Consider the following 13,696-nt stretch of genomic DNA (forward strand, 5'->3'; position numbering starts at 1 on the left):
GTGACGATGGATGTTTTCCTGCGCAGCCAGAAGCAATGATATACTAAAAGTACAAATGAAAAGATTTCTTACAGCATTATTAATAGGTTCGGCCGTTTACAGCCAGGCTCAAACCAAGACAGAAAAGCTGGTTGATTATGTTAACCCTATTATAGGTACTCAACGCATGGGGCATACTTATCCGGGTGCTACGGTGCCATTTGGTATGGTACAATTAAGCCCTGAAACGGATACCGCCAGTTATGAAAAAGACGGTCACTATAATCCTGATGTGTACAAATACTGCGCGGGATATCAGTATGACGACAAAACCATAGTGGGCTTTAGTCATACACACTTCAGTGGTACGGGGCACTCAGATTTGGGGGATTTTTTAATTATGCCTACAGTTGGCCGGTTGAAACTTAATCCAGGTACTGCAGACAAGTCAGGAAGCGGTTACCGTTCGGCATTTTCGCACCAAAATGAGGTAAGTGCTGCTAACTACTACAAAGTAAAGCTTGATGATAATAACATAACTGCCGAACTTACGACCACAACCAGGGTTGGTTTTCATCAGTATACTTTCCCTAAGTCTGATCAGTCGCACATTATACTTGACCTTATGGCGGGGATCTATAACTATCCCGACAAAAATATATGGACTTACCTTAAGGTAGTTAATGATTCAACCGTTGTTGGTTTCCGTCAAACCAATGGCTGGGCCCGTACCCGTACGCTATATTTCGCTATGAGTTTTTCAAAACCTTTTTATCAGCATGGCTATAAAAAGTATGATAAACGCGAGGTGTATGGCGGGTTCTGGGGTAAATTCAATCAAACCAAAAACTTCCCTGAAATTGCAGGCAGGCAGATCCGCAGCTACTTCGACTTTAAAACTGAAGAAGGGGAGAAGATCAAGATCAAATTTGCGATATCTCCTGTAAGCATGGACGGCGCTATGAATAATATGCGTACCGAAGCACCGGGCTGGGATTTTGATAAAGTAAAAAATGACGGTCAGCAGCTTTGGGAAAAAGAACTGCATAAAATTGAGATTGCCGGAAGCAAAGAAACCAAGCAAAACTTCTACACTTCTATGTACCATACCATGATCAACCCTACGTTGTATATGGATGCTGATGGCCAGTACAAAGGGCTCGACCAAAATGTACATAAGGCAGATGGCTTTACCAACTACACCACGTTTTCACTTTGGGATACTTATCGCGCATTACACCCGCTGTTCAATATCATAGAGCCAAAACGTAATGCTGATATGATCCAGTCGATGCTGGCTCACTTTGATCAAAGCCCGGAGCATATGTTGCCGGTATGGTCAAACTCGGGCAACGAAAACTGGTGTATGAGTGGCTACCACAGCGTTGCTGTAATTGCCGATGCTGTGATAAAAGGCAATGTAAACTTTGATGCTAATAAAGCGCTTGATGCCTGCGTTGCCACAGCCCGCCACCGCGATTACGAAGGTATTGGCGAGTATATGGATAAAGGCTACATTCCTGATGAAAAAAGTGGCGTATCAGTGTCTTCAACCCTGGAGTATGCTTTTGACGACTGGGCCATAGCTCAGCTTGCCAAAAAGTTAAACAGGAACGACATTTATGAAGAGTTTATCAAACGTTCGGAAAACTATAAAAATGTTTATGACCCTGCTGTTGGTTTCATGCGCCCCAAACTGGCTAACGGTAGCTTCAGAACCAAGTTTGATCCGTTGAGCACTATTAATGAGGGTTTTATTGAAGGTAACAGCTGGAACTATACGCTATTTGCGCCTCAGGATCCTGAAAGCCTGATCAAACTGATGGGTGGCAATAAGCGTTTTGTGCGTTATCTTGATTCATTATTTACCATGAACCTGCCCGATAAATATTTTGCCGAAACAGAAGATATTACACGTGATGGTATTATCGGCAACTATGTACATGGTAATGAACCATCACACCACGTAGCGTACCTGTACAACTGGACGGATAAACCGTGGAAAACGCAGGAGCGCGTACGCATGATTTTGCCGATGATGTATAAGCCAACCCCTGATGGTTTGGGCGGTAACGATGATACCGGCCAGATGAGCGCCTGGTACATTTTCACCTCGCTTGGTTTTTACCCGGTAGCGCCTGGTTCAGATCAATATTCAACCGGTAGTCCGGCTGTTGACCATGCGGTTATTAATCTGGATAACGGTAAAAAGTTTACCATCAATGTGAAAAATCAAAACGCTAAAAACGTTTATGTGCAAAAGATGGTATTAAATGGCAAACCGCTTGATAAGTTGTTCATCAGCCATGACGAGATCATGAATGGCGGCGAGATTACTTTTTATATGAGCTCGAAGCATAAATAGAGATTGATTACGGATTTCCAATTTTCGATTTCGGAGTTAAAAAGGGGCTTTCCGCATTGGAAGGTCCTTTTTGTTTGAAAATGAAAAAATTGAAGCGGTGCACATTTATCTACCTGTAATGATAAAAAATACCCCTGTCAAACGGTGTCCATACGCAGGCTGTTTGGCCGCATGATTTTAGTGCGTTATTAGCCCAGGTGTTGCAGGTATAAAACATATTGTACTTGCGTTTGGCCTCGTAAAAGGCATCATTTTTATCATAGTTGGCATTCGTTTTTATATTGATGATGTTGCCCGCGGTGTTTCTTTTAAAACTGCTATCCACAAAGGCAATCAATCGCTTATACTGTTCATTGCTGATCATTATTTTTTTGCAGTCGTTGCTTTCAGGCATGGCTTGGTAGTAAGTAGCATGGATAGCGGATGTACTTAACGCGAACGCCGCTTTCAATGCTGTGCTAAATTTCAAATCGGCCCAGTTAGGCGTACTGAGGTAGAAACCTTTATCGCCCCAACCTATGGCCAAATATTGGTTTGTTGTATCCTTGGCTATCGTGTTTTGGTAGCTGATCTCCTTACTCCAATTAGTAACAGCATTTTTTACCGGTACAACGATATCTGTATGGTCGCCATTGGTTAGGATATAAATGGCTACATCATTTGATGTTTCTGTCTCTTTTTTAACAGTCCATACAGAAAATACAAAAGCCGCAAAGATGTAAAGCAGTACAAATGCTACAAAGCCCAGTACAAGCCTTAAAATTACTTTTGCAATTTTTTTAATGGTTTTCATAATTAAGGTTTTTAGGTTTGGTTTACCTTAATTAATACCGGAATTAGCAGAAGGTGACCCTGCCGCAGATTTTGTCTGTTAAACGCGCTTGAGGCTATAAAATTCTGTTCTTATTTGCAATAAGATAGCTTCAGCTTTTTGCACGTCCGGTTTGTCGGGCAAGGTCGAGGTTCTATATAGTTCATTGATGTGCTGCATTTTTTCGTCAACCATTTTCATTAGCCCATCAAACTCAAATTCACCGTTACGGATCTTTAACAGGAAACCCCTGTCGGGCCGGTTTACAATTACCTGCCCGTATTGTGCTATCTCACCCGCCATATTAAGCAGACGAAAAGTGTGCATCATGTTTTTAGCATCATAGCTTTTACCGTGCGACAAAGTGCTTTGATAGCGTGCCTCATTTCGCTTGGCTTCCCAGTCGCGATATTCCTTGTACTCCTTGCAGTATACCGAATAGCCATCCTTATTAAAATTTATTACGGCTAAATGTTCTATCCCTTTTGGTACCGAGCTCAGTTGTATATCATCGGCATCGGCACCGGATATGATCCCCCTGAAAACCCCGCCTGTTAACTGCTTTTGATGATATAGTAAGTATACATTCCTGAAATGATCCAGATTTACCAGGCCGCACTGCTGCTGCGTGAAGTTATTTTCCTTAAGCCAATCTTTTAACGATATACTGCTGTTATTATGGATCACGTAGCAAAAATCCAATACCGACTTGCGTTCCTCATCCATCGGTCTGTTGATCTTTTTATTCAAACCACGCGCCTTTTTTATCTGCGAATGTGCGTAACCGGCAAAAGTATCCAGGCAAAGTTTTGAAAGGAAATCTTCCGGTTTTATCAAATCCATCAGCGGATGGCGGTATAATACAAATTGTCTGGGTGTACTTAACAGCTCCAGTATGTTAGGATTGTTTTTGGTAAGCAGTTCCAGAAAACGCCTGATTTCAAAATAAACCTCATCGTTAGTATTATTGGCAACCTGATCGGTTTGGGTAAAGCCATACAATTGCATTTGAGGCATGATAAATATGCCCTTCTTATCCGTGTCAGATCCCTTAACGTTGAGGTTATAAGCAGTGCTCCCGCTGATACAATCAAGCAGGAGCAGTTGCCGGTTTTGTTGCAGATGATCAAAGGTCATTATAGTATGTGTTTTCTGAACAATTGGTTCAATTCATCCGGTTGCTTTCTTTCCGAAGGAAACAATGCTATCCGCTCTTTGCAATAAGTTAGCGTATCCTGCAACCAGGTTTGTATTAACGGCAGCGGACTTATCAATTTTTTTTCATCGGCTGTTTGCTTTTGAACAAGTAAATCATCTACAGTATCCTGGAAACTCAGGTCGGTTACCAAACGTCTCAATTTACTAAACTCCATTGGCGGTACTGTTTTAAGGTCAACTATCCAAAGGCAGGCCAGTGTTGACCTCAGCGCATAAAAGTAGCGTTTCAATTTAACTTCGCTGCCCAGCAGATCATCGCGCAAGGTATTAAATACCAACGACGAATAGTGGTTGGCTGAGACCCTCGGTGAAAAATATTCCGGCATGATGTTTCTTATCTCAGCCGCAAAGTCATTGTCTTCCCTATAAACTATGGGCGATTGTATCCATTCAAACAATGATATGTTTGATTTTAGGAAAAGCTTCAGCGCTTTGCGTATGTCCCAGCCGCGTATATCCAGTACGTCATTTATAGGTAAGTCTATAAAATCGGGTCTGTCAGTTATGCCAAGATAATAATCTAACGGGCGCGCATATATAAAACGCACATCGAAATCACTATCGGGTGAGGCAAAGCCCCAGGCCCGGCTTCCCGATTCGCAGGCGTAAAGTATTTTTATGTTTTCGGTCTGCTCCAATTCAAGCAGTTTTTGTTGTATAGTTTCAGTCATTGTTTTTAATGTTAAAAGTTAAAAATGAAAGAGCAAAAGGCAGCGGGTGGCTTTCAGGATTCGAACCTGGCTACATGTATTTCTACATGTTTTCAACCATCGAAGTAACACCTGCTTACGGCATCTCTCATTATTCTTTCCCGAAAGAAAAAATGCTTAGTTTAAAAATCAGGGAATAAAGAGCAATAAGCAGCAAGTGTTGTAATTTTGCGTGACAGGCGAAGTAACGCTTACCAACGGCATCTTTATTCCTGATTGCAGCAGGTTTAGGTAAAAGAAATTTATGAACAACAGGCTAAAGGCAATGGCTAACAAGTGGTTCAGTCGTCCCATGCTCCAAACTGTCTGAGCTACCTTAGCTTGTGGCTAAGGGCCGGATTTTTACCGGCGACCCTGGGGTTAAAAAGCGAAGTAATACTTGTTTACGGCACTTTAACCTGTTGCTCATTTTTAAAAATAAGGGCAATGGTCAACAAATCTTCTGCATTATGCTCTAACCAACTGAGCTACCGTGGTTACCAGCGGGCCGGGTTTGAACCGGCGACCCTAACGTCCCAAATCGAAGTAGTACTTGTTTACGGCACCTTATTTTATTTTTAATATTTTAAAAGAAGGGTAATAGGCTATAAGTGCTTGCTTACTCTGCGTTTTAACCATCTTAACTACCCTTACGGGGCCGGACTCGAACCGACGCCTCAGTTTTGGAAATCGAAGTAACACTTAATAAACGACACCTTCTTTATAAAGAGCAACAGGCGGCAAGAGACTTAGGGGACCTGCATGGCGAGGACTCGAACCTCCATCACAGCTTACGCTACAATGCCCTCCCCCGAAATTGGCTGCGAAGTAACTCTCACCTACGGCATCTTTATTTTTTAAATGCAGGGATGTTAGCCTCCCTGCACGTTTTATAAATCTATATTATTAATGATGTTCAGTGCCGGGCTTCCGTTTTCAATTGCCGCTAACACATCAAAAACTTTATCGCTCCAGCCTGCAATTAAATACACATCGTTTTGCAATAGCTGCAATGGTGCCTGGCCATAACCTGCCAGGTCAAACAGGTACAGTTTTGCCTCTGGCGCAATGTGTTGTTTATAATAAACCCATTGCTCCTGTATGTGATTGCTACCTCCGTTACTGTTCCACAGTTGGCAATCAGTAAACAGCATTATTTTATCCATTTGCACACGGCGGGTACTCAGGTCATAGATAACCAGGTAACCGTTGGTGGAGTAACCCACTTCACCTTCGCGGCGGTAAAACTCCTGCACGTTGCCTAAAATGTTACCGCGTGGTACCGTAATGGTTTTCCAGAAGTTACCGAACATACCCACTTCCACATTTTTACAGCGCGATTGCAGCAGGATAGCCAGCATCAAACCAATATCATATAACAGCACTTTTGACTTTGCCGATATGGGCTTCTGCATTGAGCCGGATACGTCGCAGGCCAGTAACACGCGGGTATTTTCGTCAAATCCCCTAATGTTGGAGGCGCTTGCCTGTACCGCTTTTTCCAACGCATCCAGCAGCTCGCCGGTGTAGCCTTTATTGCCGGTTATGGCTGCTTTGGCTGCCCTCGCAATATTTTGTACCGCCGATGCAGGTGTTATCAACTCGCGGTAAGCCGCCAGGTACCGGAATGGGAACTGTTTGGCTTTAGCCACCTGTCCGCCATCGGCTAATGTTGCGCATACTTTTTTAAAGTGTGCATAGCTTACACCGGCATCCTGTATGTTACGCAGGTTACGCAGCAAGGCCATATAACCAACTTTATCGCTGTCAATCAATTCTTCCCATTTGGCGCGGAAAGCAATTGCTTTAGCTTCGGCGCTGTCAAAATTCAGCTGACCAAGGGCCGAGAGTTCTGTTTCCCAGGTGTAAGGCGTTTGCAGTTCATTTGCCGCTATCTTGTTAAAGATCAGCTGTTGCAAATCGTCTTTGGCACGTGGGTGCACCAGGAACAAAGCGTCGCGCATTTTGATAGCGCCGTCGCGGTTATATTTAGCAAACTGGTATTCATCAAAGCGGTTAAATGCTTGTGATAAACCTTTTTGCATTTGCTTTGATAAGCGGTTGAGCTTTTTAGCGCCCTTGCGCTGGTTTAATATTTCATAGCAAGCCAGTAACTCGGTGATCTCATCGGCGCGACCTATGACCCCGTCGGTAACCCGGGCAACCAGATTGTTGCCCGAGTGCAGCTTAGCCAATTCGGTAACCAAAACCAGCGGTACCGAACGCATATACATTTTGGTACGTGCATAAACTGCCAGTTTACCAACAAATACCGGGTTGCATTTAGCTATCAGGTTGCGCAGGCGTTCCATACGTGCCTGGTCTTTTTCGTAAAAGGTGTCGTTTAAGCTCCAGGTTACTACCGTGGTGTATAATTCCATTTCGGCACTCATGGCAAAGGCTTTTGCACCTTCATGATTTGTCGTTTTGGTTTTTACTCTGCTTAACAGGTTGAATTTCATTTTGAACCTCCTTTATTTCGTTTTGTTGATACAAAGGTTGGAGGCTACTGCGCAGTGTATTTGCGCAGTGGGAAAATATTTTATTTTTTTTTAAAATTGTTAACACGCCGGGGTAGTTGTGAATATCTCATGATCTTTAAAAAGTCGGTAGAAACGGAATATATTTTAGGTTTTGAACTTTCGGTGCGCAGGGCAGCGTTAGGGATGGCAGTGGAAAGCCCGCAGCGTGTATTGGTATAGCGAGGAGGCCAGGCGAGGACTTGGAACGTACAGCCCGGGCCGCAGGCAATGCCATTGTCCGAATCAGAATTTACAGAATCTGAGAATTGAATGAATGCTTAACCAATAGAAAACATTCCTTAATTCATTTAATTCAGTATGATATAAATCGAGAATCCCAACTCCGAAATCAATAATGGCGTTACCTGCGGCCCGCGCTATCCGCTCATACTGCACAGGCCTTAACCACGGGCCGGTATCCGCTACTATCGCTAACGCAGCCTTTGCGAAGAAAAAAAATATTTTAATAATTATTTTTTAATTTAAATATTGTTTGTATAATTGCATCATGAAAACAACAATATGTATACAGTGCCCATCACCCATACTGATTTATCAGAGGAGATAGCTATGTATATATAGTAAGTATATAACAACATTGAAAAATCCTCTTAGATAAAAACTAAGGGGATTTTTTGCTTTACAGGGTAGTATATCAATTGGTCAGATTACCACATTTGGGATGTGGAGGCTCCCGGTTCGAGTCCGGGTTACCCTACTGATTTACAGCTGGAAATATAGCTCAATGGTAAGAGCAGCACCCTTATACGGTGTTGGTTAAAGGTTCAAGTCCTTTTATTTCCACCACAAGGCCGGTTGCCCGAGTGGTTCAAGGGAGTCCTCTGCAAAAGGAATGTCCGCAAGTTCGAATCTTGTACCGGCCTCTTTTATTTATTGATGCGTAATTGCATTACGCTGCGGAGCTGATTGCCGGGTATCCTGATCCGGGATTAGGGTTTTATTGTTATTAAATACTTATTAATTTGTATTTATAATGATATTTTTATATTTTTTATTTTGTAATAGTTGTTTTGCTTGTTTGAATAATATCTTTCATTGTTGAACGATCTGCAGGCATTATTGCTAAAGTGCCAAAAAACACCGAAAAGCTTTATATCAATATATATCCTCAAATACTTAAAAGGATAGCAAGCCGACTTCATTTTTATAATTGACATTGGATTTGTACTTTTATTTTGATGACCGCAGAGGAAGTAGATTATATTATTTGGTATTTCAGTGACCTGATTAACAGCAGGGAAATGATTGCTTTAAGCCATTACAATTTTTCGGATGAATATAAGACCGGGCCAGATAGCAAAGCGAGGAGGTGGTTGATAAAAAAAGGAAAGATTACGGACGATCCTGAGATATTGAAGTTATTTGATAACGGTTATGAGCAACTGCGTTTATCAGCTGCCGAAAATGTATTGAAAAACCATCCCGGCAAGGTGTTTTTTAATTGCTGTAAAATATGTGGTAAACTTGCCCGTACACCACGTGCTAAACAATGCCGGTTCTGCGGACATGACTGGCATTAAGTTTTTACTCACTATCCTCGTTCTTTATACCTTTCAACAGTGCATAAATAGCCATAGCGTGACCATGTCGCAGTTCGAAATCGGTCTTGAGCCAATTAGTGATGTCGCCGGCTTTGGCAAGTAGTTCGCCATTTTTGGTAAAGCCCTTTCCTTCTGCCAATAATCTGAAATCGGCCGGGCCTTTGCCTGTTTTTTCCTTTATTGTTTTTAAATATCCCTGGAATGACATGTTTGATGTGCTTTTTTTGGTAAAATCAAATGTATTAAAATTAAATCCCTTTTTTGCCCTTCACAAAATTCAGAATCTTTTGGGTTTCTTCGGGATAGATGCCAATGTAGTGGCTCCTAACCATATAGGGTACCTTCATTTTGCTTTGCGCCGATTCAAGCCTGATTATATTTGACGCTTTGTTGGGCATGTGGCAATCGATGCAGTATGTGTTAATAGCATTGCCCATTTGAGGGGCCAGTTTGCAGAAGTTGTGCTTGGTTTCGCTGTGGCAGCTCAGGCATTTTTGTGTATAGGTTGCCATGCTTTGGGGCAGGCTTACATGCGGATTATGGCAGTTGCCGCAATCCATTTTACTCATGGTGTAGCATTTACTGGCAATGAGCAGGTCGTATTGGTTGCCATGAACATCGGGCATATTGCTGCCGGGCGTAACGCGTGGTTGCGTGCGGTCTTTGAGTAGGGTATCGCCCATTTCAAACTCAAATGACGAACGCTGGGGAATGTTTTTATTGCCTGAATGACAAACTGCACAGGCGTCCATTTTTTTCGTACGTGACAGGGATGCATAAGTAGCAATGTATTTGGCCTTTTTATCGTCCGGGTTATCGGTGTGGTAATTAACGTGATTGGCAGCAGGGCCATGGCAGCGCTCACAGTCGATACCATAAATAAGTGACGCTTTTTCAAAGCCGAAATCGCCGGACTGCGGAGGGACTTCCTTTACGTACGAGCTATGGCACTCCAAACACCTGCGTAAAATAGGGCGACCAAAATTCATATGATCGGGCAGATAACCGGGGCTGTTGGCCCAGTTATGGATAGCTGCAAAGTAGGATACCGGCAGTTCGTACAACATTTTGCCTTTCCAGTACATATAAGTTTGCGCTTTTCCGTTACCTATGGCAACATCAAACGGCTCGGCCTCAGTTTCCTTGCCATCAATATAACCCACCTGGTACAGGCTGTCATTCCGTTTTTCCATTTTTATTTTCTGGCCCATACCAAACTCAAAAGTATTTGAGTCATTGGCAAAACTGCCCCTGATATTATGGATGTTGGCTAATTGCGATGTTTGAAAATGCGCGGTATGCAGAAATGAGTTGTAAACATCACTGTGGCATTTTTTACAACTTTCGGATCCGGCATAAATCTCGCCACGAGGATCAGCTGAAGTTGATGTATAGCACTGGGTTAAAATGAAGCTAAAAGGTACAAGAGCGATAAGAACTAAAAAAAGATATCTTTTTTTGAGCATTGTTTACGGTTATATGGCTGGTTATAAACTGGTTTTGAATTTGGGTTAACCCCGAAAAATCCAAATCCAATTTAAACCAATAATTATATAAAACAAATGCCAAAACAGGCAGTAGAGGTAATGTAGGGGATAGGGGATTTCGGAATTGGGAATTTTGATTTCGGTTTGATGGATCAGGGTGCACAAAGACTTACGAAGTTTTAAAAACTTCGTAAGTCTGGGAAGAATGATCAAATCTGAGAGTATATTGTAGGCGCCAGCATGGTTGATGTTATTTTACTAACCAACAAAGCATCTGCGTATTCGGGCACAGCGCTGATCTTTTTCCATTCCGGGTCGCTGCCGAAAGCTTTCCAATGGGCGCTTTTGGCCTCAAGATCATCAAAGGTGATCATGTAAGTTAGATTAGGCCTTTGCGGGCCGATCACCGTTTCGCCCCAAAAAACAGGTTTGAAGCCAAGGCGTTTAAATACATCTATTTCGCCTTCATCATTAAACATTTCTATTTTCTTTTTGCCCGCCGCTTCGGTGGCGCTTTGATATTGCCTCAACTCAAAAATCCGCGTTTTGTTTTCGGGTGCTTCGAGGTGTGGCATATGTACAAATGCTTTTAACAATGAGCTTTCAATGCGTTCATAAGCCGGTGCAGCGGCAGGGGCGTTAAGATAGGCAGCTCCTTTTGTCTGCAATTTAGTATCGCTGTCAAAACTTTCGGTCACCGTGCTGAAATGGTTAAGGCTGTTAAACTGTATTAACACAAAAAGCCTGGTTTGGGCATCGGGCTTAAATTCGTTAAATACGCCCACATGTTTTACACCCAAGTTATTAAGTGCTGGTATAGCTATATCTCTCCAATAATCCTCAACTATCTTTTGCTGTTCAACGTTTTTAAGGCTATATACCCTTAGTTCATAGTATTCAGCGGTTTTGGGGGCGGGTTCGGTAGCTTTGCTCATAGCAGGTAAAACAGTTGCGGTAACGCCGGTTAACAGAGTTGATTTAACAAAGGAGCGCCTTTTCATAGTAGGTTTGATTGTTTGGCTAAGATAAGTTTTTAGTTAAGAATGCGATAACCTGTTTATGGTTTTCGGATACAGGTGCATCATTTGAATGTAATACAACTGCAACTGATTTTGGCCGGGTTGCAAATTTCTCTAATTTGGCCATCATGCTTTTTGCAGATCACCTTTTACTATGAGCCAGCTATTATTATCAGCCTCCTGCTTTGACTTTATGAGGCAACTTAAACAAAACAATAACCGGGAGTGGTTTGCACAAAATAAAGAAACATATCAGCAACAGCTTGAACTGGTGGAAGTATTCGCTGGCGGGTTATTGAATTTGATGAATACGCATGATGTTATTGAAACGCCGAGTGCAAAAAAGGCTTTACACCGCATTTACCGCGATATCCGTTTCTCGAAGGATAAAACGCCTTTTAAAACTAACTGGAGCGGTAATTTTAAACGGGCGGGCAAGCATCGTCGTGGCGGTTATTATTTTCATCTGGAACCGGGTAATACCTTTATAGGAGGCGGCTTTTGGGCACCCAACAACCCGGATCTGAAGCGTATTCGTGACGATATTGCTTTTGATGCTTCTCCCTTACAAAAAATCATAAGCAGCACGGAGTTTAAAACAACTTTTGGTGTTTTGGAAGGTGAGCAGCTAAAAACTGCACCAAAGGGCTACGCTGCAGATCATGAAGCGATAGAACTGCTACGCTATAAGCAGTTTTTAGTGAGGAGACGTTTTACAGATGCTGAAGCTTTAAAGCCGGATTTCCTGAACCGGGCTTCTGATACGTTTAATGCTATGCGTCCGTTTTTTGATTATATGAGCGATGTGCTCACTGCAAATGTAAACGGCGAGGAAGATTGATTAAATATTTTTTTGGTTGATTTATTCATGCCCGGTTGAACCATCATTAGCCTCGGTGATTTTGCTGAGATTGTAATACATCTGCCCGTTATGTTCCTCGCCTTTAAGTAAGCCCTTGTTGTATAAATTAGCCAGCGTTGCTTTAACCAGCGCAGCAACCTGCTCATCAACAATGCCAGGTTGCAATATTTTCATTTCTTTTAATATATTATCTACAGAGCCTTGCCCAATTTGTGCCAGGGCATAAATGGCTTTGTTTTGCTGGGTATCCTGAGGATCAAAATGTGATGGGATGTGCAGTGGTTTGTATTCTTCCCTAAATTCTTCGTCGCTTAATGTCATCGTAATACATCTTATTGTGTATTAAACAAACATTATTACAGTTTGTGTGATGTGTTTAGTTAAATCCTTAAACAATAAACGCGGACTATCGGTCCGCGTTTATTGTTCGTTATAAAATGATTTTTAAACTGTTGATGGGTTTCTGATAACACCCAGTAAAAATGAAATTACGGCTATTACCAGTAAAGCATGTATTAAACCTGTTGCCGAATAAGCAAACACACTGATCGCCCATCCTATTATCAGGATAACTGCGATGATATACAATAGTGATCTCATAGTTTGATGTATTTAGTTTGTTATATAAATCACTTTAAAAATCATGCCATAAATCAATCGTTATTGAAAAATATTATTTATACCGATATTTAATTAATTTTATCGAAAAAGTGTTTGTGGCATTGCGCTTGTTATATTTTGCAATTACAAATGCAGATATGAAACCATTCTTTATTACTACAGCTAAAAACTTAACACTGATAATTATGCCCGAAAGTGATGCTCATATGGACGGGCATCCGGTGTTAACTTACTCATACAGTATTTACCGGCGCGATGCTTACACATTAAGCCAGCTTAATCAACCCGACAAACTTTTGCAGCTCAGCAAAAAAAATAATCCTGATTACCTGGGTTACATCACATTTGAGCAGCCCGGTAAAGTATTTAATTACGTTGCCGATGGCGAAGATGCGCTATCGGCAGATGAAGTAGTGGAGGTAATTGAGGAGATAAATCATTTTAGAAATACGCCGCAATTGTGGACCCTGTAAATGCATTGTGCACACAAAAGGCGCGGAACTGCTAAGGAAAATCCTTGCGGCTTCGCGCCTTTTGTCTGAAAAGTATGGTCGATACAGC

General features: G+C 42.0%; 13 protein-coding genes and 3 tRNA genes. 7 read left to right on the forward strand and 9 right to left on the reverse strand.

Annotated features, from left to right (window positions below):
- Positions 1-55 precede the first annotated feature (55 nt).
- Positions 56-2,344: a GH92 family glycosyl hydrolase gene (locus tag ACEN9X_RS21620; protein WP_413667113.1), complete on the forward strand. Its 2,289-nt coding sequence runs from the start codon at positions 56-58 to the stop codon at positions 2,342-2,344.
- A 109-nt stretch (positions 2,345-2,453) separates the two neighbouring features.
- Here the strand turns inward: ACEN9X_RS21620 and ACEN9X_RS21625 are convergent, their stop codons facing one another.
- From ACEN9X_RS21625 to ACEN9X_RS21640, 4 genes are all read right to left on the reverse strand, one after another.
- On the reverse strand, positions 2,454-3,137 hold the full coding sequence (locus ACEN9X_RS21625) for a TIGR02117 family protein (protein WP_413667114.1): 684 nt from the start codon (positions 3,135-3,137) through the stop codon (positions 2,454-2,456).
- Positions 3,138-3,215: 78 nt separating this feature from the next.
- Complete coding sequence (locus ACEN9X_RS21630; protein WP_413667115.1) at positions 3,216-4,292, reverse strand: DNA polymerase beta superfamily protein; 1,077 nt, start codon at positions 4,290-4,292, stop codon at positions 3,216-3,218.
- Positions 4,292-5,044 carry a DNA polymerase beta superfamily protein gene (locus ACEN9X_RS21635; protein ID WP_413667116.1) on the reverse strand — a complete coding sequence of 251 codons (753 nt, stop codon included), beginning with the start codon at positions 5,042-5,044 and terminating at the stop codon, positions 4,292-4,294. Before ACEN9X_RS21635 ends, ACEN9X_RS21630 begins: the two co-directional genes overlap by 1 nt.
- A gap of 908 nt (positions 5,045-5,952) precedes the next feature.
- Positions 5,953-7,524 (reverse strand): TROVE domain-containing protein, encoded by a 1,572-nt coding sequence (locus ACEN9X_RS21640; RefSeq protein WP_413667117.1) that lies wholly within the window; start codon positions 7,522-7,524, stop codon positions 5,953-5,955.
- Positions 7,525-8,228: 704 nt separating this feature from the next.
- Here ACEN9X_RS21640 and ACEN9X_RS21645 point away from each other — a divergent pair.
- The 4 genes from ACEN9X_RS21645 to ACEN9X_RS21660 all read left to right on the forward strand — a co-directional run bounded on the left by ACEN9X_RS21645 (position 8,229) and on the right by ACEN9X_RS21660 (position 9,125).
- Positions 8,229-8,302 (forward strand) — tRNA-Pro (locus ACEN9X_RS21645).
- 13 nt (positions 8,303-8,315) lie between these two features.
- Positions 8,316-8,391, forward strand: a tRNA-Ile gene (locus ACEN9X_RS21650).
- Between the two features lie 3 nt (positions 8,392-8,394).
- Positions 8,395-8,468, forward strand: a tRNA-Cys gene (locus ACEN9X_RS21655).
- 315 nt (positions 8,469-8,783) lie between these two features.
- Entirely contained in the window at positions 8,784-9,125 is a 342-nt protein-coding gene (locus ACEN9X_RS21660) for a hypothetical protein (RefSeq protein WP_413667118.1), read from the forward strand.
- A gap of 4 nt (positions 9,126-9,129) precedes the next feature.
- On the opposite strand, the gene ACEN9X_RS21665 is transcribed toward ACEN9X_RS21660, so the two are convergent.
- The 3 genes from ACEN9X_RS21665 to ACEN9X_RS21675 all read right to left on the reverse strand — a co-directional run bounded on the left by ACEN9X_RS21665 (position 9,130) and on the right by ACEN9X_RS21675 (position 11,634).
- Positions 9,130-9,354 carry a DUF4287 domain-containing protein gene (locus ACEN9X_RS21665; protein ID WP_413667119.1) on the reverse strand — a complete coding sequence of 75 codons (225 nt, stop codon included), beginning with the start codon at positions 9,352-9,354 and terminating at the stop codon, positions 9,130-9,132.
- Between the two features lie 40 nt (positions 9,355-9,394).
- A complete protein-coding gene (locus ACEN9X_RS21670; RefSeq protein ID WP_413667120.1) occupies positions 9,395-10,612 on the reverse strand; it encodes a multiheme c-type cytochrome in 1,218 nt (405 codons plus the stop codon).
- 230 nt (positions 10,613-10,842) lie between these two features.
- Positions 10,843-11,634, reverse strand: coding sequence for an NIPSNAP family protein (locus tag ACEN9X_RS21675; protein ID WP_413667121.1), 792 nt, complete (start codon positions 11,632-11,634; stop codon positions 10,843-10,845).
- A 172-nt stretch (positions 11,635-11,806) separates the two neighbouring features.
- On the opposite strand from ACEN9X_RS21675, the gene ACEN9X_RS21680 reads away from it, so the two are divergent.
- Complete coding sequence (locus tag ACEN9X_RS21680; RefSeq protein WP_413667122.1) at positions 11,807-12,493, forward strand: DUF2461 domain-containing protein; 687 nt, start codon at positions 11,807-11,809, stop codon at positions 12,491-12,493.
- Between the two features lie 21 nt (positions 12,494-12,514).
- Here ACEN9X_RS21680 and ACEN9X_RS21685 read toward each other — a convergent pair whose 3' ends face one another.
- Together ACEN9X_RS21685 and ACEN9X_RS21690 are read right to left on the reverse strand one after the other, a co-directional pair.
- Positions 12,515-12,835, reverse strand: a complete 321-nt coding sequence (locus ACEN9X_RS21685) for a hypothetical protein (RefSeq protein ID WP_413667123.1) — start codon at positions 12,833-12,835, stop codon at positions 12,515-12,517.
- A 123-nt stretch (positions 12,836-12,958) separates the two neighbouring features.
- Complete coding sequence (locus ACEN9X_RS21690; protein WP_112573716.1) at positions 12,959-13,114, reverse strand: lmo0937 family membrane protein; 156 nt, start codon at positions 13,112-13,114, stop codon at positions 12,959-12,961.
- 158 nt (positions 13,115-13,272) lie between these two features.
- On the opposite strand from ACEN9X_RS21690, the gene ACEN9X_RS21695 reads away from it, so the two are divergent.
- Positions 13,273-13,608 (forward strand): hypothetical protein, encoded by a 336-nt coding sequence (locus ACEN9X_RS21695; RefSeq protein ID WP_413667124.1) that lies wholly within the window; start codon positions 13,273-13,275, stop codon positions 13,606-13,608.
- Positions 13,609-13,696 lie beyond the last annotated feature (88 nt).

The organism is Mucilaginibacter sp. Mucisp86 (assembly GCF_047324315.1).
Classification (GTDB): Bacteria; Bacteroidota; Bacteroidia; order Sphingobacteriales; family Sphingobacteriaceae; genus Mucilaginibacter.